General features: G+C 63.8%; 21 protein-coding genes. 3 read left to right on the top strand and 18 right to left on the bottom strand.

The window, feature by feature from the left end:
* Positions 1–5: 5 nt before the first annotated feature.
* From AC1DB0_RS15640 to AC1DB0_RS15580, 13 genes are all read right to left on the bottom strand, one after another.
* The gene (locus tag AC1DB0_RS15640; protein WP_476757251.1) at positions 6–572 is read right to left on the bottom strand and encodes a DUF3613 domain-containing protein; all 567 of its coding nucleotides are present in this window, start codon (positions 570–572) and stop codon (positions 6–8) included.
* Between the two features lie 22 nt (positions 573–594).
* On the bottom strand, positions 595–1,491 hold the full coding sequence (locus AC1DB0_RS15635; RefSeq protein ID WP_476757250.1) for a tetratricopeptide repeat protein: 897 nt from the start codon (positions 1,489–1,491) through the stop codon (positions 595–597).
* A gap of 11 nt (positions 1,492–1,502) precedes the next feature.
* Positions 1,503–2,501: a type II secretion system F family protein gene (locus AC1DB0_RS15630; RefSeq protein ID WP_054426494.1), complete on the bottom strand. Its 999-nt coding sequence runs from the start codon at positions 2,499–2,501 to the stop codon at positions 1,503–1,505.
* Between the two features lie 12 nt (positions 2,502–2,513).
* Positions 2,514–3,443, bottom strand: a complete 930-nt coding sequence (locus tag AC1DB0_RS15625; RefSeq protein ID WP_175171359.1) for a type II secretion system F family protein — start codon at positions 3,441–3,443, stop codon at positions 2,514–2,516.
* Positions 3,443–4,807, bottom strand: a complete 1,365-nt coding sequence (locus AC1DB0_RS15620; protein WP_054426496.1) for a TadA family conjugal transfer-associated ATPase — start codon at positions 4,805–4,807, stop codon at positions 3,443–3,445. The genes AC1DB0_RS15625 and AC1DB0_RS15620 overlap by 1 nt, the downstream gene beginning before the upstream one ends.
* A 33-nt stretch (positions 4,808–4,840) precedes the next feature.
* A complete protein-coding gene (locus AC1DB0_RS15615) occupies positions 4,841–6,181 on the bottom strand; it encodes a MinD/ParA family protein (protein WP_054426497.1) in 1,341 nt (446 codons plus the stop codon).
* A complete protein-coding gene (locus tag AC1DB0_RS15610) occupies positions 6,178–7,548 on the bottom strand; it encodes a type II and III secretion system protein family protein (RefSeq protein WP_082387193.1) in 1,371 nt (456 codons plus the stop codon). Before AC1DB0_RS15610 ends, AC1DB0_RS15615 begins: the two co-directional genes overlap by 4 nt.
* Positions 7,549–7,613: 65 nt before the next feature.
* The gene (gene cpaB / locus AC1DB0_RS15605) at positions 7,614–8,570 is read right to left on the bottom strand and encodes a Flp pilus assembly protein CpaB (protein ID WP_054426498.1); all 957 of its coding nucleotides are present in this window, start codon (positions 8,568–8,570) and stop codon (positions 7,614–7,616) included.
* Positions 8,567–9,067 (bottom strand): TadE/TadG family type IV pilus assembly protein, encoded by a 501-nt coding sequence (locus AC1DB0_RS15600; protein ID WP_054426499.1) that lies wholly within the window; start codon positions 9,065–9,067, stop codon positions 8,567–8,569. The genes cpaB and AC1DB0_RS15600 overlap by 4 nt, the downstream gene beginning before the upstream one ends.
* A gap of 1 nt (position 9,068) precedes the next feature.
* Complete coding sequence (locus AC1DB0_RS15595) at positions 9,069–9,494, bottom strand: TadE family protein (protein WP_420840155.1); 426 nt, start codon at positions 9,492–9,494, stop codon at positions 9,069–9,071.
* Positions 9,476–9,997 carry an A24 family peptidase gene (locus tag AC1DB0_RS15590; protein ID WP_245636424.1) on the bottom strand — a complete coding sequence of 174 codons (522 nt, stop codon included), beginning with the start codon at positions 9,995–9,997 and terminating at the stop codon, positions 9,476–9,478. The genes AC1DB0_RS15595 and AC1DB0_RS15590 overlap by 19 nt, the downstream gene beginning before the upstream one ends.
* Positions 9,998–10,133: 136 nt before the next feature.
* Positions 10,134–10,310 carry a Flp family type IVb pilin gene (locus tag AC1DB0_RS15585; RefSeq protein ID WP_054426500.1) on the bottom strand — a complete coding sequence of 59 codons (177 nt, stop codon included), beginning with the start codon at positions 10,308–10,310 and terminating at the stop codon, positions 10,134–10,136.
* Positions 10,311–10,427: 117 nt separating this feature from the next.
* Positions 10,428–11,258, bottom strand: coding sequence for an MHYT domain-containing protein (locus AC1DB0_RS15580; RefSeq protein ID WP_175171362.1), 831 nt, complete (start codon positions 11,256–11,258; stop codon positions 10,428–10,430).
* Positions 11,259–11,747: 489 nt separating this feature from the next.
* Here AC1DB0_RS15580 and AC1DB0_RS15575 point away from each other — a divergent pair, with 489 nt between their 5' ends.
* From AC1DB0_RS15575 to AC1DB0_RS15565, 3 genes are all read left to right on the top strand, one after another.
* On the top strand, positions 11,748–13,457 hold the full coding sequence (locus AC1DB0_RS15575; protein WP_175171363.1) for a ShlB/FhaC/HecB family hemolysin secretion/activation protein: 1,710 nt from the start codon (positions 11,748–11,750) through the stop codon (positions 13,455–13,457).
* 393 nt (positions 13,458–13,850) lie between these two features.
* Positions 13,851–15,596: a collagen-like triple helix repeat-containing protein gene (locus tag AC1DB0_RS15570; protein WP_476757249.1), complete on the top strand. Its 1,746-nt coding sequence runs from the start codon at positions 13,851–13,853 to the stop codon at positions 15,594–15,596.
* A 70-nt stretch (positions 15,597–15,666) separates the two neighbouring features.
* Entirely contained in the window at positions 15,667–16,170 is a 504-nt protein-coding gene (locus AC1DB0_RS15565; protein WP_245636434.1) for a MarR family winged helix-turn-helix transcriptional regulator, read from the top strand.
* Between the two features lie 70 nt (positions 16,171–16,240).
* Here the strand turns inward: AC1DB0_RS15565 and AC1DB0_RS15560 are convergent, their stop codons facing one another.
* The 5 genes from AC1DB0_RS15560 to AC1DB0_RS15540 all read right to left on the bottom strand — a co-directional run bounded on the left by AC1DB0_RS15560 (position 16,241) and on the right by AC1DB0_RS15540 (position 23,393).
* Positions 16,241–17,923, bottom strand: a complete 1,683-nt coding sequence (locus tag AC1DB0_RS15560; RefSeq protein ID WP_476757248.1) for an ABC transporter ATP-binding protein — start codon at positions 17,921–17,923, stop codon at positions 16,241–16,243.
* On the bottom strand, positions 17,920–19,443 hold the full coding sequence (locus tag AC1DB0_RS15555; protein WP_054426506.1) for an ABC transporter permease: 1,524 nt from the start codon (positions 19,441–19,443) through the stop codon (positions 17,920–17,922). The genes AC1DB0_RS15560 and AC1DB0_RS15555 overlap by 4 nt, the downstream gene beginning before the upstream one ends.
* 5 nt (positions 19,444–19,448) lie before the next feature.
* Entirely contained in the window at positions 19,449–20,426 is a 978-nt protein-coding gene (locus AC1DB0_RS15550) for an ABC transporter permease (protein WP_054426507.1), read from the bottom strand.
* Positions 20,423–22,657: an ABC transporter substrate-binding protein gene (locus AC1DB0_RS15545; RefSeq protein WP_054426508.1), complete on the bottom strand. Its 2,235-nt coding sequence runs from the start codon at positions 22,655–22,657 to the stop codon at positions 20,423–20,425. The genes AC1DB0_RS15550 and AC1DB0_RS15545 overlap by 4 nt, the downstream gene beginning before the upstream one ends.
* Positions 22,658–22,742: 85 nt before the next feature.
* Positions 22,743–23,393 carry a thermonuclease family protein gene (locus AC1DB0_RS15540; protein WP_476757247.1) on the bottom strand — a complete coding sequence of 217 codons (651 nt, stop codon included), beginning with the start codon at positions 23,391–23,393 and terminating at the stop codon, positions 22,743–22,745.
* Between the last annotated feature and the right edge of the window lie 104 nt (positions 23,394–23,497).

Raw genomic sequence — 23,497 nt, 5'->3', positions numbered from 1 at the left:
CACGCTTAATTGGTGTTCTTCGTCTCGACCCGCTTCTGCAAATATTCCGGTATGGGATGCGAGAAGCTATCCAGATAGCGGTTCCAGGCTGCGGTGGATACGGGCCCCAGGACGGGTAATGCGCCGCCCGCCCGCCGGCCGTCCGCCTGCGCCGCGAGCAAGGCGCGCGTGACGTCGCCGAAGTTTTCTTCAACGGCGGGGGCCGATGATGCCGTTTGGGTGGCCGCAGCCGCCGGTGCGGCCTGGGCGGCCTGGGCGGACTGCGCCGCAGGCTGCGGCATCGGCGTCTGCACCTGCTGCACCACCGGCCGCTGAGGCAACTGCGCCTGGGGCAATGTAGAAACGGGAGCGGCGGCGGCAGGCGACCCTGCGGCCGGCGATCCGGCGGCAGGCGTCCCGGCAGCCGGCGATCCGGCGGCAGGCGTCCCGGCAGCCGGCGCGCCACTCGTCATGTTGCCGGTCAGTGGCGCGTTCGATTGCGCCAGGGATGCCAACGGCATCAACGTGGCCACCGCCACCGCCAATGTCAGGGGACCAGAAATGCGGAAATCGGGCATGCGAAAACGAGACATGGTTGGCTTCCTGAATTCGGAGTTAACGCACGATGGGGCCATTGCTCAGCCCTTCCATCAACGGACTCATCATCGGCATGACGATGCCGCCCCCGCTGGACACCCGCGTCGCGGGCGAATCCGCCGATGCCGCAGACACCGACGGCGCCGCAGACACCGACGGCGCCGAGGGCGACAGCGTGCGCTGGCTGCGGATATCCGAGGCCAAGCGCAGCACCTGGCTGCGCGCCTCATCACCCAGTTGAGCCTGATCCATCAAGCGCTGCGCGCGCACGGGTTCGCCTTCCACCAGCAACAGCACCGCCAGATTGGCCAACACCTTGCCGTTGTCGGGCGCCAGTTCGGCCGCCTGCCCCAACGGCACACGAGCCCCTGACGGATCACCGGCACGCAAGCGCGCGTAGCCCAGGTCGCCCAGAATGCGCGGGTCCATCGGCGACAGCTTTGCCGCGCGCGCGAAGTCGTCAGCCGCCTGATCGAACTGCCCGCGCGAACCCGCAATCAGGCCCAAGCCATGCCAGCCGTCGGCAGCCTGGTCAGTGCTGAGCAGCGCGCGATACGCCTGCTCGCTCATGGCCACCTGCCCGGTCTGCCGCAAAGCTTCCGCACGCAACACGGCCACGCGCGGATCGTTTCCGAATTTCTGCTGAAAAGCGTCGATGTAAGCCAGGGATGCAAAGTAGCGATCCTGGCGCTGCGCTTCCGAAATCAGCGACAGCATCATTTCGGGCTCTTTCGGACGGCGCTTGTTCTCGGCATCCTCCTCTTTCTGGCGTGCCAACGCCTGCTCCTGCTGTTGCTGCTGAATCAATTGCCAAGCGCTCTCCGCGCTATTGCTCTTGCATCCGGCCAGCCCGGCAACGGCCGCGATGGCTGCCGCCATCAAGGTCCAACGCAGGGCGCCCTCTTTTTTTCCCATGCCACCAGCCATCACAAGCCCCCCAAGCGCGACATACCGCGCAATACCGCAATGAACCCTGCGCCGCCCGTCACGATCAACAGCGCGGGCAACAGCGTCAAGATCATGACCCCCGTCATCTTCACGGTGGTCTTGCCCACTTTTTCCTTCAGCTCCAAGCGACGTTTGTCGCGCAGCCGCTCGCCGAACCGGTTCAACGGTTCCTGCACCGCGCCGCCATGCTGATCCACCTGCGCGATCAGGCGGCAGATGGCGGACAGGTCGTCGTTATCAAAGCCCGTCGCCAGGCGAGCCAGCGATTGTTCGCGCGTGCGGCCTCGCACATACAGTTCAGACGCCAGACGCAGCTCGGACGACAGCACCGGCAGCACCTGCGCGAATTCCTTGATCAGTACCTGCATGCTTTGGTCAATTGACAAGCCGACGCCTTGCAGCAGACGCAGCAAATCAATCAGCAGCGGCAGCTCGTCAGCAGCCATGCGCCGCCGCCGCGCCATGCGCCGCCGGACAATCCATTTGGGCAGCATGTAGCCAATCGCAAACCCGAAGAAGGCGGCGATAAGCACGCCCATCGATGAGTTGATCAGGTGCTTCTTCAGGTCCAGCACCACTGCCAGCACGGGGAACAAGATGGCCAAGCCGAAACGCGCCGCGACAAAGCGCGAGCGCGCGGTGCCGATGTCGGCGTAGCCGGCCATGTCGACCATCTTGCGGTCTTCGGCGGCCAGCAGCGCGTCGGCCAGACGGCCTTCGCTAAGACGTTTGCCGAACGCGTCCGCCGCACGCGTGGCCGAGGCGAATTTGCCCTTGCTTGCGTCGGCAGGCGCCACTGCCGCCGATGCCCCCGCATTCTTGCGCGTGGCCAGCGCCTGCTCAACCACCTGCCGGCTGCGGCCCTGGCCGCGCAGGCGCCGCGTCATGCTGACGCCCAGCACCAGCATCGCGCCAGCAACCAGCATCAGCGCCACCGCCAGCACCGTCGAGGCATTCAAGGATTGCAGGATATCCATCGTCGCCTCCTCTTAAATGGACTTGGCCATGCGGTACAGCCAATAGCAGCCGCCCAGTTGCAGACCCACCGCGGTCAGCAGCATCTTGAAGCCCACCGGGTCTTCCCACAGGCCCATGAACAACTTGTTGTTGGCCACGATGATGAAACCGGCAATGCCCACGGGCAGCAAGGCCAGAATCCATGCCGACAAGCGCACTTCGGCCGAGCTGGCGGTGAGCTCGTCGCGGGCCTGGGACACGTCGCGCATGAAGGCCGCCATACGCTCCAGCACCTGGTCGCTGCGCCCGCCGAACCGCATGGCCAGCGACACCACCGCAGCAATCATGTAGAGCTCTTTCAAGCCGTACATGCGCGACACCTGCACCAGCGCGGCATCCAATTCCTTGGCCGAGCGGCTCAGACTGGCCGCGGTTTCCACCACTTCCAGCAAGGGTTGGTCGGTGGTTGCGGCAGCCGTCTGGAACGCCGACCCCATGCTGTTGCCGATCGTGATCAGGCGCACGATGTTGTCCAGAAATGCGGGCAACTGCGAGATCATGCGCCGCTGGCGGCGGTCGGCGCGCAGCCACAACATGAAGTACATCAGCACGGCCAGCATGATGCTGGTCACCACGCCAGACAGCGGCCCCAGGAACAGCCAGGCGAGGACACCGCCCGCAATCACAGGCAACGTGATCCGCAGATAGAAACCCGGGGTTTGCCGTACGCCTGCCAGCAGCAGCATGCGGTCCCAGCCCGAAAAGCCGCTGCGCAACGCGCTGCCGCGCGCCGCTTCCGAAAACGTGCCTTCGGCCGGCGTCTCGCGTCCGCGCTTGAGCTGGTTGTCGAGAAAATCAGAGCTGGCCTTGCGACGCGCGCCGCTATTGGCGTGACGCCACAACAGCACCGCCCCGACGGCAAGCAGCAGCGCCATGCCTCCCAGGATCAGAGCGTCTTGCATCAGCGCCTCCGGCTCCAGAATCCGCCGCCGCCACCGCCATCGTTATCCCCTTGCGGGTTGTCGTTGGCGCGCGCTTCGTTGCGCATTTTGGCCAGCTTGGGCGTGTGCGGATGAATGCCCAGCCAGTTCCAGCGGTCTTTCTCTTCGCCTTCAGGCGTGGTGAAGGTTTCGTGGCGGTAAAGTTCCTGCGTGGAGATGACGTTGTCGCCCATGCCCGTGACTTCGGTCACCGACAGCACGCGCCGCTTGCCGTTGGACAAGCGGCCAATCTGCACAATGAAGTCCAGCGCGCTGGCAATCTGCCGGCGCAAGCTGTCTTCGCTGCCCTGAAAGCCCGCAAAGCCCGCCAGCATTTCGATCCGGTACAGACATTCGCGCGGCGAGTTCGCGTGGATGGTGGCCATGGAGCCTTCGTGGCCGGTGTTCATGGCTTGCAGCATGTCCATGACTTCCGCGCCGCGCACTTCGCCCACCACCACGCGGTCAGGCCGCATCCGCAAGCTGTTTCGGATCAGTTCGCGGATGCTGACTGCGCCACTGCCGTCGAACCCGCCCTGGCGTGATTCCAGCCGCACCACGTGCGGATGGTTGAGCGACAGTTCGGCGGTATCTTCCACCGTCACCACGCGTTCCGTTTCGGGGATGAAAAAGGCCAGCGCGTTCAGCAGCGACGTCTTGCCCGAGCTGGTGCCGCCTGACACCAGCACGTTGCAACGGTTCTTCACGGCTTCATGCAGCAAGCGGTAGATCTCTTCGTCGAACGTGCCCAGCGTCAGCAGATCAGCGGGCTTGAGCGGGTCTTGGCGAAACTTCCGGATCGACACCATCGGGCCATCAACGGCCAGCGGTTCAATCACCACATTCAAGCGGCCGCCATCGGGCAAGCGCGCATCCACCATGGGGCTGGATTCATCCAGCCGACGACCGATGGGCGCCAGGATGCGGCGCACGATGCGCAACACGTGCTGGTTATCGGTAAAGCGCAGCGTCTCGCGGGCCAGCACGCCGCGCCGCGACACAAACACGTTGTCGTAGCCGTTGATCAGGATGTCTTCCACCGCCGGATCGGCCAGCAGATCTTCCAGCGGCCCCAGGCCCGCCAGTTCCTTGGTCAGCGCTTCGGCAATCTGCCGCATCTCGCCTTCGTTGATGGGCACGCGGCGCAATCGGACAAAGCTGGCGACTTCGATATCAACGAATTCCTGTATCGCCGAACGCGCCCAGCGTCCGAACTCCGCCCCCAGTTCCTCGATACGGGACAGCAGGTGCTCGTACGCCGCGGTTTTCACTTCCTGGAAGCGGTTTGACGACGAGAACCCTTTGTCGCCATCGCCGCCGAACTCTATGGTCGCTGTCATGATCATGTCGGATTCCGCCGCCGTCCCTGAATCTTGCCGTTAACCAACGATCATGCGGCGGTGCACGCCGGGCAGCCAGGTGGCCAGCCAGCTTGCCCGCCCGCCGGGGGTGTTCTCTTCCGCGCTGAGCTTTTCCGCCAGCGTCTGCACAGCGCGCACGTACACATCGCGCTCGGCCTCCTCGTGCAGCAAATGGCCCTGGTTCGTGCACACCATCAGCGCCAGCGTGCGGTCGGGCAAGGTGCCAATCAGATCCAGCTGGAACCGGTCGGCAATCTGTTGCGCCGTCATGCCATAGCGTTCGTCGTAACGGTTGACGATCAAGCCCAGGCTGCGGCGGTCGACATGCAGTTGCTCAAGCTCTTGCAGCAAGCCGGCCAGCGACACCAGCGCACCCACACTCTGGTCGGTCACGATCCAGTTCTGTTGAGACGACCGCGCAAGACCCGCCACGAATTCCGGATTCGTGAAGCCGCCTGCATCGGCCACGACCACGCCAAAATGCTGGCGCATGCGTTCAAACACCAAGAGCGAATCGGATTGCGAGACATCTCGCATCTGGTTCAGGTCGCGCGGCAAGGCCAGCACGCTGAGGCCGTTGGGGGTGTGCGCCATGGCCGATCCCAACAAGGTGGAATCCAGGCGGCGCAAGTTGCGGGCGGCTTCGGCGAAATCGAAGTCGCTGCCGATATTCAGATACAGCTGGCAATCGCCAACGGGCCAGCCCAGGTCCATCAGCGCCACGCGGCTGGACAGAGGCAGCATCGCGCCCGCCTGCTCCGGCGGTTTGGCGGGCTTGGCGCCCGCCGCCGTGGCGCGCGCCGCATGCATGTGTTTGAGGCGGTCTTGAACCATGCCTGCCAGATGCACGGCCAGCGTGCTGGTGCCGACACCGGGCCGCGCGCCCAGCAACAGGACGCTGCGGCGCGAGCCGTCCATGCGCCCGCCGCCCGCCGGCACATCCAGCAAGCGCAACACCACTTCCTTGACTTCCTCGGGCGCCACGGAAGGGTCGACGAAATCGCTGACGCCTGCACGCAATGCCGCGATCGCGCCTTCGGGCTGACTCAAGAGGCCCACCGCCACACGCGGAACAGTCGGCGCAATGCGCGCCAGCAACCGCGCCAACTCCGCGGACTTGAACAGCTTGCCCGGTTCGTCTTCGCTCAGGGTGAAATCCAGAAACACCACCTGGGGGGCAATTTCGGTCAAGCGCCGCGCCAACTCTTCCACGCCAGGAGTCTCCTGGGTCAACATGCCCATATCACCCAGGGCATGTCCAAGCTGCGCGGCAACACCATCGCCTTTAGAGCAAAACAGGAACCGCTTCCCATTTTGCAGGCCCACCCACTCGCTGGCATGTGTCTTCATATTGCTCACCGTGAGAATCCCGGCATTTGTTCGCCGCCGACGGGGCCCATCAAGTAATAGCCCCAGGCATTGAATGTGGAATCGGCACGCTCCTGGCGGCCCCCGGGTAGTGGCAGCGTCACCCCGCGCGCAATCGGGCGCACGAGACGCGGCGTCACCACAATGACCAGCTCGGTATCCTCCTGGGAGTAATCGACGCTGCGGAAAAACGCGCCGATGATGGGCAGGTCGCCCAGCATCGGAACCTTGTTGACCAACGCTTTGGTCTGGCGCGACACCAGGCCGCTGATGACGAAGCTTTCCCCGTCGCCCAGTTCAACCGTCGTATCTGCCCGGCGCGTACGCAGCGCGGGGATCATCGTAGGGGCTTCGGAGCCGTTGGGAATGGAGATGCCGTTGTTGTAGTCCAGCTCGCTGGCTTCCGGCGCGACCTTGAGCGCAATGCGTTCCCGCGACAGCACCGTCGGCGTCACCGTCAGGCCGATACCGAAGGGCTTGAAGGTGATGGTGGTGGTGCCCAGGCCGCCGGCTTCCGGAATCGGCAGCTCGCCCCCGGCCAGGAAGCTCGCGCTTTGGCCCGTCAACGCCACCAGCGTCGGTTCCGCCAACACGCGCGCCATGCCGTTGGTTTGCAACAGGCGCAGACGCGCCGCGAAGTCGTTTGAGTCGTAGAACAGTGAAAAGCCCGAGGCGATGGCGTCGCCCCGTACGAACCCCAAGGCCCCCGCCAAGGTGCCGCTGGTGCTGGCCCAAGGCCCGTTGCGGGCGGCGAAGTTGATGCCCGCCTGCTTCAACACGGACCGCGACACTTCCACGACCTTGACCTCAACCTGCACGACACCGCCCGTGCCCGCGGTGGACACGTCGACGACATTCTTGTCGCCTACCGCTGCGGCAGCCGCCTTGGCGGACGCGAGCTGGCCCAGCGGCGTTTCGGCATGCCCCGACACCACCGCCCGGTCGCCCGCGATATCCACGTTGGCGCCGCTTTCCAGGCCACGGCTGGCCAAGGCCGCCTGCACGCTGCCCGCCACGCGCACGTTCCAAATCTGAGGCGCGGCGTTGTTGCCGGTCCAGATTTGCAGCTGAGTGCTGCCGGCCTTCTTGCCGTAGAGCAATATCGACCCCGCCCGCTTGCCTGACGCCGGCAAGACCTTCACGTCCGCCACTTCCGGGTCGCCGATGGCGATGCGGCTGGGCGCCCCGCCATCCAGCATGAGCGACTGCTGGCCGCGCACGGCCACCGCGATGTCACGGACAGGCGCATTCGCACCTGCCGCAGGCGTGGCGGTTTGCGCCAGACTGGCGACACCGTAGGTCATCGCCGCTGCGGCCGACAGGACGCATATCAAGGTGGTGCGCTGATATTTCTTCATTGTGCTGGATCTACTTGTTTTGAAAGGTCCAGCCGCGGGCGGCACCTGGCCACGCGCAGCCTCGGTCAATAACGCACGCGCTCGGATTTATCTCCCCGCACGATTTCGACGGTTCTGCCGCCACCCCCGCCGCTGGAACCCGCCACGCGGTTGGGCGTCGTGCGGGCGGCGGGCGTCGTGCCATCAAGCTGCACCAGGCTGTCGCCGGCGAACGCGCGGTTCGGGCCGGTCAGCAAGGCCTCGCGTTGCGCGGGCGTCAGGTCGGCGCGCGTGGACAACACCGCGCCACGTTTGGCGAACAGCGTCACGTCGGGAACGGCGTCATCGCCAACGGGGCGCAGCGCCAATTGCAGGCGGCCCGCGCGGCTGGCCAATATCAAGTCATTGATCTGATCCACCGGCACGGCCAGCACGGCGGTCTTGGCAGGCTGGCCCGGACCTTGTTGCAGCACGGATTTTTCTTCCGGCCCGTCCACGGATTGCCGGCCATAGGCCAGCACGCGGACTTGCGACTGAAGCAGACGCGCCTGGCCGCCCGGTACTTCGGGGCTTTTCTCGACCATGAAGAACACGTCGACCAGATCGCCCGGCGCAATACGGTTGCCGCCGCCAATGACCTCATCAACCGCCACCGCCACCGCGCGTTCGCCCGGCTTGAGCTGCTTGGCTAGCCCTTGCGCCAACAGGCTGGGAACGATGGGATCGCCCACGGCGATATCCACCCGCGTGACGGCGCCTTCCAGCGGCGTCACGGAATCAAAGCTGTTGGACAAGGCGACTTGCCACTGCGCCACCATCAGCATTTTTGAGGAATCGATGCGGGTGCCGGCCGGTATCGCTTCCCTGGCCACCACGACCGGATGAAAGGTGACTGGCGGCGCGGCCGGTTCCTGCGCAGCCGCCACCGGCGCGGGCGGCGCCGGCGGCGCGCTGGAATGCGACGCCAAGCGCCACGCCAGGAAGGCCAGCAGGATGCCCGCCACCAACAAAACGCCCGCGATGATCTTGCTAAGACTGCTCATGGTGTCCCTTGCGATATCTGCACGATGGCTTTCGATGACAACCGGGTGGGCACCCAGTTCTTGTTCGTGCCGGGCAGCATGACGATGAACGTCTGCAGCGTCGCCAGCAACGGCCAGGACTGGGTGTTGTAAGTCATCGCGACCGTGGCGCAGTTGGCCGTCTGCCCGCCCGAACCGGCCCATGCGCAGGGCGCGCGCGTTGTCGCGCACGCCACTGCAGAACCGGTAGAGAACACGCTCATGGCGGCGACGCAGGCATCGCCCTGCACGTTGTTGCTGCCACTGATCTGCGCATACACGGCGGCGCGAGCGCCTTCCGTCGCAGCCGATGCCAGCTGCTGCTGCATCCAGAACAGCACGCCATAGCCGACCACGGCGCAGACGAACATCAGCAGCATGGTCAGGGTCAGCGAAAGTTCGAGGGCGGCGATGCCACGCTGCCGCATCAAGCGGGCTGACAGCGCAAGAGACCGGCGGGGCGATGTCGGCAGCGGCATATCAGCCCCCTACGCCCAAGGTATTGCCCAGGTGCACGGTAGCGCGCGCGCTCAGCACACTGGAGGCGGGCACCAACACCGCCTGCAACAACGGAACATTGGGAATCAGCGGATTCGCGCCGTAGGCGTAAGACACCGTCACTTCAATTTGATCGGGGGCCAGCGTCTGGCCACTGCACGTGCCGCCCGCGCTGCTGCTCAAGGTGCCGCCGTTGCCGCACACCGCCACCTTGATTGGCGCGGACGACATCGATGAGACCCACTGCGCGATGTCCAGCGCGGTGTCGCGTCCGGCATTGGCACGTGCGGTGAGCGAGGTGGTTCCGGCCTGCCATTGGAGCACCTTGCGGGCCCCATCCTGGGCGGCGAGCGTCAGTGAATTCTGCGCAAGAAACGCGAGCCCGAACGTCAGGATCCCGTAGAGCACCAGGAAGAACACCAGGAATACCAAACCGAATTCAAGGGCGTAAGCGCCACGCTGAACGCGGCGAGCCCCAGGTACATGCCGTAGGGAATCTTGCGCGTCCGGTCGGACAGCGCCCAGTATTGCGACACCAACACGTAAACCAGCGCGTGCAGCCCCGCGAGCAGGCTCGCTCCCACCAGCACCAGAATCAGAGGAGCCAGCCCCAGCAGCAGTCCCAGTATGGCGATCGCCTTGACGTCGCCCGCGCCCATCACGCGTCGGCCCCAAAGCGGCAAGAAGAGAAATGCGCTCAGAAAGCCTGCCAGTGTCATGGGCCACCCCGTCCAGCGAGGGGGATACAGCCATCCAGGCAACAGGGCGGCGGCAACCAGCCAAAGCAGCTGCGCCGCAAACCCAGCCACGATCAACGTGTTGGGTACTCGGCGATAGCGCAGATCGTTGTAGATCAGCGCCAGATTCCAGCTTGCGAACAGCAGCCACCACAGCACTTCCCCTGGATACAAGGCAGGACCTTCTGATCAATCAGATTCAACGGCAAGCATGTCCATCCAGATGAACATGCCACTCAGTCAAGCGGTGCTACGGCAAATCAGGCACGTACCGCAACGGCGTCAGCCATCGCGGTACGCGTCCTGGGGGTTACGTTCTTGCCGCGTCGAGCTTGGCGCCGAGATCCGTGAACATGGTGCTGAGCGCGTCGCTAAATGTGCCCACGGCAGCAATCAGGGCAACAGCAACCAACCCAGCGATCAGCCCGTATTCCAGGGCGGTGATGCCATCTTCGTCGTTCCAGAACTGCGCAAGTTTCGCTTTCATGTCGAGCTCCTAGTCTCGATTGATAATTGAGCTGCGCCGCAACGCGGTACCAGCCCCCTAAGCCCGGGACTGCTTGCTGACGGGTGTATTCCCCACCCGCGGCAAACCGGGGTCCTGCTAACCCGGCCCCAGTGTCGAACCCGGCAACTTGCCCGGCTCGGCCACCGGCGCCGATTCAATGAAAGAGTCAATCCGTTGCGCCATGCGCGCACGGAAACGGCGGGACGCCCGCTGTAATTGCCAACGCATGATCAGCAGCGTGACGGCGGACAGCACGAAAGCGATGTAAGGCAGCATGAGCCCGCCAATTTGCAGGCTGGAATAGTCACGCGGGGTGCTGCAGATAACGGTGCCGGCGGCCGCGCCGGTGTAATGCATGCCGCACACGGCCACCGCCATCAAAATGGCGGCTCCGGCGCGCTGAAACTCATTCTGCGTATTGAAAGCAAGCCACAGCGCGGCTGACGCCGCAACAACTGCGATAAGCACTGATAAAACAACGATCGGAAAATTCCAAAGCAGCACTGCCGGCATGCGCATGGCGCCCATGCCCAGATAATGCATGGCGGCAACGCCCAGGCCTGCGGCCGTGCCACCGATGACGCAACGGGAAAATGTGAAGCGATCGCGCCCGACAAACCAGAATGCCCAGCCAGAGAAGCCGGCTGCGACGAAAAAGCTGAGTACCGTCAGGCCCACTTGATAGCCCACTTCAAACGGCAGGTTCTGCGCCTGCATGCCGATGAAATGCATGCTCCAGATACCGACGCCGCCCATCGCGACGGCGCCGATGATGATGTAACCAATACGGATTTCGCCGTCCTGCGTTTCGGTGCGGATACCGGCGGCGGCAAGCAAAGCAACGTACGAGCCCAGCACCGCCGTCAGGAACGACAACGCGACCAGGCCGCTGTTGAAAGAAAGGGGAACGATGTCACCCGGGTTCATGAATGGCCCCGGCGAAATAATCTGCCATTGCAGTGCGCGGCCGCTGCGCCGTCGCAAGAAGTATTACGGTCTAGCTCGTCCATTTGGTGGACCCCCGGTAGTCCGAATAGCCGATAGTATTGATACGTTTATATAGTCTTATCTATTAACATTTAATACACATCAGGGTTTATACCAATCTTATTGAGACTGCGACAACAGACATGTAACGAATACAGCAAAAATAGTAGGAATCCTATTAAAAACCGCTAGTTAACCCTCACTTGTCTTATATGTTTCCATTGCCGCTAGTTTCGCAATGTTGTTATCCTGCCGTTTCCACTTGGTCACAATGAAATAAATTGTCATTATCCCTAGCCGCTGGCACCATACCGCCAGCGGCGCAGGTAAATTTTTTCTTCTAACGTTATGTCCCTTTATATATTCAATATCTAGAGAATATTGAATACACAAGGGATAGCGCCTGCGGAAACGAGAGAAACACAAGGCATGAGACGTACCGTACCGGCAAGTCCGCTTACCCTCGCCCTGATTTGCCTGCTTGGCTTTAGCGCTGCGGCGCAAGCGGATGGCCCACTTCGCGGCAATCCCGTTGATGCCCTGCCCCAGCTGGAACGGCCGCCGGGCGCGACGCAGCCGCCCCCGGTCGTACAAACGGCCACCCCCGAACAATTGGCGTTGCAGGCGCGTCTGGCGCAGCGCATCGTGCCGCTGAATTTCGACGTCAGCGGTGTGCACGCGATCCCGTTTGAAGAAGTCTCGGCAATACTCAGCCCGCTGTCAGGAAAAGAAATCAGCTTGGGCGAACTGGTGCAGCAGGTCGATAAGATTACCCAGCTGTATCGCGATAAGGGCTATCCCCTGTCCTTTGCCTTGGTGCAAAACCAGACGTTCGCCAATGGACTGGTCGTCGTGACAGTGGTTGAGGGGTATATCGGAACGGTTCGAATCGAAGGCGATATCGGCAATGCGCAAGACCGCTTGGAAACCCTTGCGGGTCCGCTGAAAGCAGACCGCCCTCTGAAACAAGCCACGCTCGAACGGCAGCTGAATCTGATGCGCACCGTGCCCGGCGTGAAATTCACCCCCGCGCTGGACTTGCCGCGCCGCGCCGATGGCGAAACTGAATTGGTGTTGACCGCGACCCGCCATCCCGTCAGCCTGACCGGCGGCATTGCGGACCTGGGCACGGGCATGCAGCCCATCGTCAATATGGCGGCCAACAGCCTGACGCCTTTGGGTGAACAGGTAAAACTGACAACGGCCATCCCTTTCAATAGCGACGACGTGAAATACGTCATGGGCGAAATTAGCGTGCCCATCGGCGCCGATGGCCTGGCGATCAAAGTCGACGGCTACCATTACGACGCCAAACCCAAGGATGACGCCGTCGAATACCTGGGTTTTGAACGCCGCGTGAAAAACGACCGTATCGGTATTGGCGTCAGTTACCCGTTCTTGCTGAACAACACGCGATCGCTGACGGGCACGCTGGGCATGTACGCCGCCAACTCCAAAGACCGTTACGACTCGCGCACCACCGACCTCTGGCTGCAACAAGACGCCCGCGTGCGCGCCGCCAATGCGGAACTGCGCTATGTGCAGGTAGGGGAAGCCGCTTCCACGGACGTGACAGTCAGCGTTTCCAAAGGGTTCGATGCGGCCGGCGCAAAGAAAGATATCTCGACCAACTACGGGTACTCGGCAACCCCGATCCTGGACCTGGACTTCACCCGCTATAACCTGAGCGCCAAGCAGATCTTTGCGCTGCCGGGACAGTTTGGCCTGACATTGTCGGGCGCTGGCCAGTACTCCAGCAATATCCTGCCATCGTCGGAGCAAGTGTCTTATGGCAGCTGGCGTTATGCCATGGGGTATCCGCAAGGCGACCAAAGTGGCGACAAAGGCATTGGCGTATCCGCTGAAATCAACCGCCGTTTTGCCACGGGTTGGGAATACGTCGCGGGGGTTCAGCCTTACGTGTTAGTGGACTATGCACGCACTTGGTACAACAACAAGGGCCTGCAAGCGTTGAACAATCGGCACTTGTCTTCCGTGGCGCTGGGCCTGCGTTTCACAGACGACAAATACTATCTATTCGATTTCAACGTGGCGAAGCCTGTGGGTTCGGCCACCGTGAACGATGGCCGCGACGTTCGATTCAACGCCAACTATTCACTCTTCTACGACGCATTTTGATCTGACGCCACGCCGAGCCGAATAAAAACGCCTGCTTAAGCAGGCGTTTTTTATTGATGCATCAATTAATAAAGGCCACGGCGCTTGCCGCGTTACGACAGTTCCGCACCCCGTTTTCCACATCGCGTTACGTAACGTTCCCCGTAACGTAACGGGCAATCCCCCGTCATTCGTAACATTCGCAGCGTTTTCGTGGTCGCAAAAATGGGAATTTCCCATGCCTAGTGCAAACCCTTTATTTTTCCGTATCACCTTGATATATAAGGGTTTTTTTAAAACAAAACTGTCAAATTCATTCCTAAAAACGCACTTCTGAAAAAAATTGGCACGGTTTATGCATGGAGAGACGTATCGGGCAGTTTCAGCGCCTGCTTATCCCACTAGGAGCTCGCCATGTATTCCAAAGTCGAAGCAAACCGTATTCAACGCGTTCTGACCTCCACCCTGTTGGCTGCAGCTCTGATGAGCGCATTGGCTGCCTGCGGCGGTGGCGGCAGCGGTAAGAAGTCAGCCAGCCTGCCCGGCATCGATATCCCGACCAATCCGGGCGGCACCAATCCGACCAACCCCGGTGGCACCGATCCCACCAATCCCACGAATCCTACCAACCCGACTAACCCGACTAACCCCACGAACCCCACCAATCCCACGAACCCGGTATCCGCCGGCTTGTTGGAAACCACGCTGGGCAATACCGGTACCGCGTTGGACAACACCCTGCCCTTGAATCTGGGCACGACGCTGAGTGGTGTGGGTAAAGCGCTGGACCCCACTGTGGAACCCATCGCCAACACCGTCGTCGGCCTGACCCAGCAAGTGGGCGCCACGACCGGCCTGGGTCAGCCCGTGGATGGCGTGACGAAACAAGTGGGCGGCCTGGTCAGCGACCTGGGCGGCTCGGTGAAAAGCTCGGGTCTGCCCGGCGGTTTGGACAGTGGCGTCGGCGGCTTGGTCGATGGCTTGGGCAAAACGGTATCTGGCGTGGGCGGTCTGCTGAATGCAGACCCGAACAATCCGGCGCCGCTGAAGAACGTCCTGGGTAACGCGACGAACGCCGTAGGCGCTCTGACCGCGGGCCTGTCGGGCGAAGGTGGTTTGCTGAACCCGATTATGCAGGTCGCGGGCGGCGTGACGGGCGGCCTCGTATCTGGCCCGTCGACCCCGTTGCTGGAGCCTGCCCTGGGCAATGCCGGCAAGACCGTAGACAACGTCTTGCCGCTGGGGCTGCAAACGACCCTGACGGGTGTGGGCGCCGCGCTTGACCCCACCGCCAGCCCGCTGGCCGGCAAAGTGGTCGGCCTGACGCAACAAGTGGGTGATACGACCAAATTGGGCGCGCCAGTCGCCGGCCTGCTCACGAGCTTGGGTGGCACCGTTGCCAACGCCGGCAGCACGCTGCCGGGCAACACTGCCGGCTTGAACGGGGTCTTGCAAGGCCTGGGCGGCGCAGTGGCCAGTGCCGGCGGCCTGCTCACCGCCACGCCGGGCAACACGAATCCGTTGGGCGCGACGCTGGCCAACGCCACAGGTGCTGTCGCCTCGCTGACGGGTGGACTGGGCTTGAACAACGTCACCGGTGGCGTCACCGGAGGCGGCACGGGCGGCTTGCTCAGCCCCATCACCGGCATTCTCGGTGGCGTGGGCGGTTTGGGCGGTGCGGGCGGCACCCCGGCGAACGGTGGCGTAGCCGGCCTGCTGGCGCCGGTGACGGGCCTGCTGAGCGGCGTGACCGGCGCCGTGGGCGGCGCGACGGGCGGCGCCACCGGGGGCACCGCTGGCGGCACGGCCAACGGCGGCTTGCTTGGCGGCCTGCTGGGCGGTGTGACAGGCGGTGCTGCGGGCGGCACGACAGGCGGCGCCTCGGGCGGTACGGCCAGTGGCGGCTTGCTGGGCGGGGTGGTCGGTGGCTTGGTCGGCGGTGTGTCCGTCGGGGCAACCACCGGGACGGGCGCCAGTGCTGGGGTGAGCGCAGGCGGCGCGGCGGGCGCCGGTGCGGGCGGTGCGGCGGGTGCGGGCGCTGCCAACAACGGCGGCTTGTTGGGCGGCGTGCTGGGCGGCGTCACCGGCACCACCACGAATGGAACCACCAACGGCGGACTGTTGGGTGGCTTGCTGGGCGGCCTCTCGGCCAAGAAGTAATCGACTACCAACGCTTGGGAGTAACACCATGCTTCAAGAAAACCTCATACACCATGAGCATGTGACCGTGATGCCAGAATCTCGCACGAGTGAACTGCGCCCGGGAATGCTTGACGACATCGCCTTGATGCTGGGCCGTCAATTCTCGGTTTACAACGCCGCATGCCAGTCCGCGCTGGCGGAAAAGCTGGGTATCCCCCTGGCCGACCTGAAAGCGCTGGAACTGGTGATGGAGTTCGATGCCCTGCCCACCGGGCAGCTTGCCCAACTGATGGGCATCAGCTCAGGCGGCGCCACGGCCTTGATCAACCGGCTGGAGGCGGCGGGTTATGTGCAACGCGGCCGCCACCCGCTGGATCGCCGGATGATCGTGATCCGGCCGGTTGAGGAACGTTGCCAGCACCTGTCGCAGGAACGCCAGTGGGTTGCCGATGCGGTCATGTTGATGGCGCGCCGCTACGACACCGCCGAGATGGAAACGGTTCATGCCTTCCTGGCGCAATGCGTGCGCACCTTGCGGCATGACACGCTGGTCTGGCTGGAGACGCGCAGCGCGCATCACGACGATCTCTGAGCCAGCCCCGCGCAAGTTTTACCCCAAAGCGTTTTACGCGCCCTGATCCCACCGGATCAGGGCGCGTTTTTCATGAGCCAAACTGCAAGCGCGGCACCGCATCAAGCAAGCGCCGCGTGACCGCATGGCGCGGCGCGTGCAGCACCGTGTCCGCCGGGCCCAGGTCGACGATCTGCCCGCCATCCATGACCGCGATGCGGTCGGCCAGGTATTCCACCACGCCAAAGTTGTGGGTGATGAACAGGTAGGCAATGCCCAGTTCGTCTTGCAGCTCGCGCAGCAGATCCAGAATCTGCGCCTGGACGGAAACGTCGAGCGCGGACGTGGGTTCATCGCAAATCAGCACGCGCGGTTCAACCGCCAGCGCCCGCGCAATGGCGATGCGCTGGCGCTGTCCACCCGAGAATTCATGCGGATAGCGTGTCAGCGTATTGGCGGGCAAGCCGACGCGTTCGATCAACTGCGCGGCATGCGCGGCGCGCGCTTTCTGGCTCATGCCGCGGCGCAGAGACTCCAGGCCTTCGTCAAGAATATCGCCCACGCGCATGCGGGGATCGAGCGAGGCATAGGGGTCCTGAAAGACGATCTGAATGTCTTGGCGCAGGTCGCGCAAGGTGCGGCGGTCAGCCGTCAGCACATCCTTGCCTTGCAGCATGGCCCGGCCCGAAATCCGCGCGCCGTCGATCAAGCGCAGCAAGGCCTTGCCAGTGGTCGTCTTGCCGCAACCGGATTCACCCAGCAGCGCCAGGGTTTCACCGGCACGCAGCGAAAACGTGACGCCATCCACGGCCTTGACCCACGACACAATCCGCCGCAGCGGACCTTTGCGTATGGGGTAATGCACTTTCAGATCTTGCACGTCCAGCACCACCTCGCCCGCCTCGCGCGGCTTCGTGCGACGGCGGTCGTCACGCGCAATGGCTTGACGCCCGTGTTCGGTGAGCGGCACGCCGCGCTTTTCGAAGGTGGGAATGGCTTCGAACAATTGGCGCGCGTAGGGGTGTTTGGGCGCGCGGAAAAATTCCTCGGCGCTGGCGCTTTCAACGATTTCGCCGCCGCGCATCAGCGCCACATGGTGCGCCACATTTTTCACCACGGCCAGGTCGTGCGTGATGAGCAGCACGGCCATGCCCATTTCCCGCTGGATGTCAGCCAGCAAATCCAGCACCTGCGCCTGCACGGTGACGTCCAGCGCGGTGGTGGGTTCGTCCGCGATCAGCAGCAAGGGCTCCGCCGCCAGCGCAATGGCGATCATGACGCGCTGCTTTTGTCCGCCCGAGAACTGGAACGGGTAATCATCCACGCGCCGCTCGGGCTCCGGAATGCCCACGCGCCGCAGCCAGTCGATGGCGCGTGCGCGTGCGGCGGCGCCGCGTAACGGCGTGTGCGCCGTCAGCGTTTCGATGATCTGGTCGCCCACCCGCATAACCGGGTTCAAGCTGGTGGACGGCTCTTGGAAGATGATGCCGATGCGACCGCCGCGCACGCCACGCATGGCGCTTTCGGGCAACCGGTTCAGGTCTTCGCCGTCCAGATCGATCTGCCCGCCGACAATGCGGCCGGCATCGGGCAGCAAGCGCAGCAGCGCCAGCGCGGTAATGCTTTTGCCGCAGCCGGATTCGCCGACCAGCGCAAAGGTCTCGCGCTGTGAAATAGCGAGTTCCAGGCGTTTGACGGCATGCGTCATGCCGCTTTCGCCGACAATGTCCACTTCCAGGCCGCGGACTTCAAGCAACGGAGTCGGGGCGTTCATGGTGCGTCTCCGGACTTCGAGGCGCGCGGTTCGGCGCCAAGCGCCGGCGCCGAACGACGGCCGATCAGGCCGCCCCACCCGCCCAACCGCGCCATCCGGCTGGGCTTGTAGCGGCGGGTGCGCGGATCAAAGGCGTCGCGCACGGCGTCCGCGAACAGGTTGGCCGCCAGCACCAGCGCCAGCATGAAAATGAAAGCCGTCATCAGGCTCCACCAGATCATCGGGTCGCGCGACATCTCAAGCCGGGCGCCATTGATCATCGAACCGAACGAATTCATGCTGGGGTCGACGCCAATGCCCAGGTACGACAGCACGGCTTCGTACAGCACCAGCCCCGAGAATTCCAGCACCACGGTAATCAGCACCAGGTGCGCCACGTTGGGCAACAGGTGGCGCGTCATGATGCGCCAGTGCGACACGCCAAATGCGCGCGCCGCCTGCACGTATTCCAGTTCACGCAGCTTGAGCGTTTCAGCGCGCAGCAAGCGGCACAACCCCGCCCACCCTGTGAACCCCAGGATCATGCACAGCAGAAACAGGCGCAAATCCGCGCGCGCCACCGAGGTGTCGAAAAGATCCGCGTGGTTGTCGATGTACACCTGCATCATCAGCGCGCAGGCGGCCACCAGCAGCACACCGGGAATCGACGTAATGGTCGTGTATAGATATTGAATGGCGTCGTCGACCTTACCCTTGAAGTAGCCCGCCGCGATGCCGAAGATGATGGCGGGCGGCAGCATGGCGATGGTGGTCAGGCTGCCGATGACCAGCGCCGTGCGGATGCTTTTGAGCGCCTGCCACAAGACGTCGTTGCCAATGCGGTCAGTGCCCAGCGCGTGATAGCCGCTGGACAAGCCCGCCAGCGCGCCTGCGAACAGGCACAGCCCGGTGAAGGTGATCACCATGGCGCGCCATGGGATGTCGGACTGGCCAAGCAGCAAGGCATCGGCCGCGGCCGCTGCCGATTTCTCGCGCCGCGCCAAGCCTGCGAACAGGATGGCCGCCCCCGCCACCGCCACGGCCAAGCCGCCCGCCAGCCCGAAGCCCAACCGCGTGAGCACATCGCTTGTGCGTTCCTGCTTGGGATCGGTCAGGTGCGTGGCGGCGCCGCGCAAGCGCGGGAAGTCGCGCACCGGCTGGTCATTGACCAGCATGGTTTCCTTCAGGAACAGATAGGCCGCCAGCGGCTGTGAATAGTTCTTTTCAGGTTGGGTCAGCACGGTGCCGGTCAACAGCCCGTCCAGCGCCGACTTGACGGCGGGCGCATAGACGGGCGGCGCGTCAGCGGCGGCGCCCGGCGCGGGCGGCAACAGCGGCCGGTAGTGCACCGAGTCCAGCAGCCCCACCACCGAAAAGGCAACGAGGATGACAGCGGAACACATCGCGGGCGTGTCGCGCGCCACGCGCGCCCAGGTGGCGCGCAGGTTGGGGCTGCGGCGCACATGCCACAGGTAGGCCAGCGCGCTCAGCACCATCAGCCACAGCGCGACATCGGTCCACAGGAAGACGATCTTGGGCATGGCGGCTACTCGAATCGGACGCGGGGGTCAGCCAGCGTGTAGGAAATATCGGCCAGGATCAAGCCCACGATATAGAGCGCCGCGCCCAGGAATACCATGGCGCGCACCACCGAAAAGTCCTGCGCGTTGATGGCGTCAATCGTGTAGCTGCCCAGCCCGGGTATGCCGAAGAAGGATTCCGCGATCAGGCTGCCCATGAACAGCAGCGGCAAGGCGGCAACCGTGCTGGTCAGGATGGGCAGCATGGCGTTACGCAGCACGTGGCGGAACAGCACCACGCGTTCGGCCAGGCCCTTGGCGCGCGCAGTGCGCACGTAGTCCTTGCCAATTTCCTCCAGGAACAGCGTGCGGTAAAAGCGCGCTTCAGGCCCCAGCCGCGACACAATCGCCACCAGCACCGGCAGCGCCAGGAACTTGACGACGTCCAACCCGCCCGAAAACCCCGAGAACGGCACCAGCCGCATCAGCTTGGCGAAGACCCACTGGCCCGCGATGATGTAGAACAGGCCGGAGATCGATAGCAGCAGCACGCACACGACCACGCCCCAGAAGTCCAGCCGCGTCGCCCGGAAAAACACCAGCGTCAGCGAAAACACAATGCTGACGAACAGGCCCAGGATGAAGGTGGGCACCGCCAGCGCCAGGCTGGGGCCCATGCGCGTCTTGATCTCGCGGCTGATGTCGCGCCCGTTGTCGGACGCCCCGAATTTCATGGCCAAGAGCGGCACCGAGCGCTGATAGAAGACGGTATCGGTCAGTTGCGACGCGCCCTCGGCTTTGGCATTGAAGAACAGCGGTTTGTCGTAGCCCCGTTCGGCCTTCCATTTTTCAACCGCGTCCTGGCTGGCGCGCTGGCCGCCAATGGCCAGCCGCGCCATGTCGTCCGGCGTGTTGACGGCGAAGAACAGGATGAAGGTGAAGAGGTTCACGCCGATCAGAATCAGCACGCCATACAGCAGCCGGCGGATCACATAGCCGATCATGATTGATGCTCCTTACGGACGGCGGGGCCAAACGCCGTCTGGCGTTCACGGCGCTTGAGCGCGATGTATGACGGCCAGATCGCCAGCGCCAACAGCAGTATCAGTACGCCGATCGGCCACCAGATCGGCGAGTTCCATTCGTCAATCTTCCGCTCGCGCAGCGCGGGGTCCAGCTTCATGTACTGAAGCGTGTTGCGCACCATCTGCGTGGGCTTGGCATTGCCCACCCACTGCTGATACGCGCCCGCCGACATCGGGTAGTAGCCGAACATCCAGGGCGCGTCGCGCTGCACCACGGCCACCATCTTGGCGATCAGCTGTTCTTTTTCGGGGCCGTCGTCCAGGAATTTCATCTGCTCGAACAGCTTGTCGAATTCCGGGCTGGCGTAGTTGGCGGCATTTTCGCCGCCCGTCTTGGCCTTGGCGTTGGGGCCATAGAGCAGGAACAGGAAATTCTCGGCATCGGGGTAATCGGCCACCCAACCCCACAGGAAAATCTGCGCCGCGCCGCGCCGCATCTTGTCCTGGAAGCGGTTGTAGTCGGTAGAGCGCAAATCCAGTTGCACGCCCAGCTTGTTCAGTTGCCGGCGCATCCAGTCGAACTGCGGGTTGGAGCCGCCGCCTTGCATGGCGTCGTAGTACAGCACCAGCGGCGCGCCGGTCTTGGCGTTGCGGCCGTCGGGGTAGCCCGCTTCGGCCAGCAGGCGCTTGGCCACGTCCAGGGATTTACGTACGGGCTTGCCATCGACCAGGTCGTAGACAACGGGGTTCACGCCTTCTGGCGGTTCGCGGTAGCCCAGCACGCCGGGCGGCACCGGCCCTTGCGCTACGGACGCCTGGCTGTTCTCAAACACGGCAACGTACTCTTCCCAGTCGAACACGATGCTGATGGCCTGACGCAGCTTGCGGTTCTTTTCTTCCTGCTCGGGCGTGTCGCCCTTGCCCACCACCGGGTCCTGCCAGTTGAAACCCATGTACCAGATCGAGGTTTCGACGGTGGTTGGCAGCCGGATGCCACGGTCGCGGTACAGGCGCGCCTTGTCCTCGCTGTCGCCCGCCGCCACCAGCATGGCCACGCCGTACTCGCCGCGTTCAATCTGCGGCACGTCGTAATAGCCCTGCATGAATTTGCCGCTGAGCGGGATGGCTTCCTTTTCCAGGCTGAACACCGCGCGGTCAATGAAGGGCGTGGGCTTGCCGCAGTCTTCCAACAGGCCAGCCGCCTTGTCGCCGGGTTCGCCTTCGCAGGGATAGGGTTCGCCGCGGAAGTTGGGGTTGCGGACCAGCACGTGGCGGCGGTTCGTCAACGACTCCGCCATCATGTACGGCCCCGTGCCCACCGGCCACGTGTTCAAGGACAAATCATGTTCGGCCATGCCCGGCTGGTTGTAGAAGCGGTCGGCTTCCCACGGCACGGGCGCGGTGAAGGTCATGGCCAGCCAGTATTTGAACTGCGGGTACTTGCCCTTGACGCGCACGCGCAGCGTGTGGGGGTCCAGCGCCTGTACGCCGGTGAAGCCATCGGGTTCGCGCAAGTCGAGCCAGGGCGGCGTGCTGCCGCCGGGCATGTCACGCCGCAGGGCCTGGTCGCGCTTGCGCAGGCGGTCGCCGTATTCCTGCATGCCTTCGACGTGGTCAGCCATGACGGAATAAATGGGCGAAGCCACGCGCGGGCTGGCCAGGCGGCGGAAGGCGTAGACGTAATCGTCTGCGGTCAGTTCGCGCGTGCCGGTGCGCGGGAAATCGGGAATGTAGAACTTGTCGTCCAGCTCGCCGCTTGCCAGCGGGTAGTAGTCGTAGCTGCCGTCCGTCTTGCGGGCAAAGGCCGGATGCGGCTGAAAGCGCACGCCGGGCCGGATCTTGATGTCGTAAACGCTTTCGGCGATCTGGTCGCCCGGCGCATCAGCGGGCAGTTCCTTGCCCTGCGCATCCAGATAGACCGGGGGATCAATGGACTGGGCCGCGCGCGGCACCAATTCGTACGGCCGCTTCAGATAGTGATAGCCGTACAGCGGTTCATAGATGTTGTAGGTATAAGGCGTTTCGTCGCCGGAATAAGAGTTGGCCGGGTCCAGGTACTTGGGCGAGCGCGACGCGAACGCTGAGAAAAACGTGTTCTGGCTTTCCGCGCCGGACGGATACGGGCTGTTGATGGGGCTTTCTTGCGAGCAGCCCGTCGTCGCCAGCAACAGCAGCATGGCTGTCGCCCAGAGCCGCTTCAGTGCACGCATGGAAACCTTCCCTTCAAATCGTTGCGACAGAGGATAGCAAACGCGGGACAGAGCCAGTACCCAGGCATCCCCCTACCGGCCGGGCTCATCCGCACTGGCGTTGGCGCCAGCAGTCGTAGCGCCATTTCCAGGGCTGCATGGCGTGTTGATCGACCCATAATCCGCGCTTGGCGTCCTTGGCCTGGCGTTGCAGGTCGGGCATGGCCTTGTCGCGCAGATAGTCGCCTTTTCTGGCCGTGTAGGCCCAGGCGTAGCCGGATTCCACTTGCAGGCGGTTGGCCGAACGGCCGTCGTCCAGGATCAGCGCGCACACGTCGCGGCCGTACTGGTCTTGTTCGTAGCATTGGGCGGTGAGCGTCTTGCCCGCCACCAGACTCGCCAGATTCTTGCGGGACGCCTCGGCATAGGGCTGGCCGGGCTGGTCAGCGCCATGGCCTTCTTCAGGGGCGTCGATGCTGTCCATGCGGATGCGGCGCTGGCCGTCGGGCGCGCGCAGCGTGACCGTGTCGCCATCGGACACGTTCACGATGGGGCCGGTCAGCGTATAGCTGCCTTGCGGAATGCCGCCCGCCAAGGCAGGGCCGGGGCGGGAGGGGGACGAGGTTGACGACGGGCGTTGTTGATCCCGCCCGTCGGGTTGCAGCCAATTGACGATGGCGCCCGCCGCCGCAAGGATCACGGCGACGATCAGGGCGGTCAGCTTGCTGCCGCCGCGAAAAGGGGGTTTGCCACGCACCGGCCACACTCCACGTTAGAAACGCAGGAAGTTTGCCACAGCCAGCCCCGTTTCCACCGGCGTAATGAGAGGAAAATGTCCCGCTTGGCGGGGTGCTCCCGCTC

It is taken from the genome of Achromobacter sp. 10T422, assembly GCF_056394065.1.
This window is presented reverse-complemented; position numbering and strand designations above follow the sequence as displayed.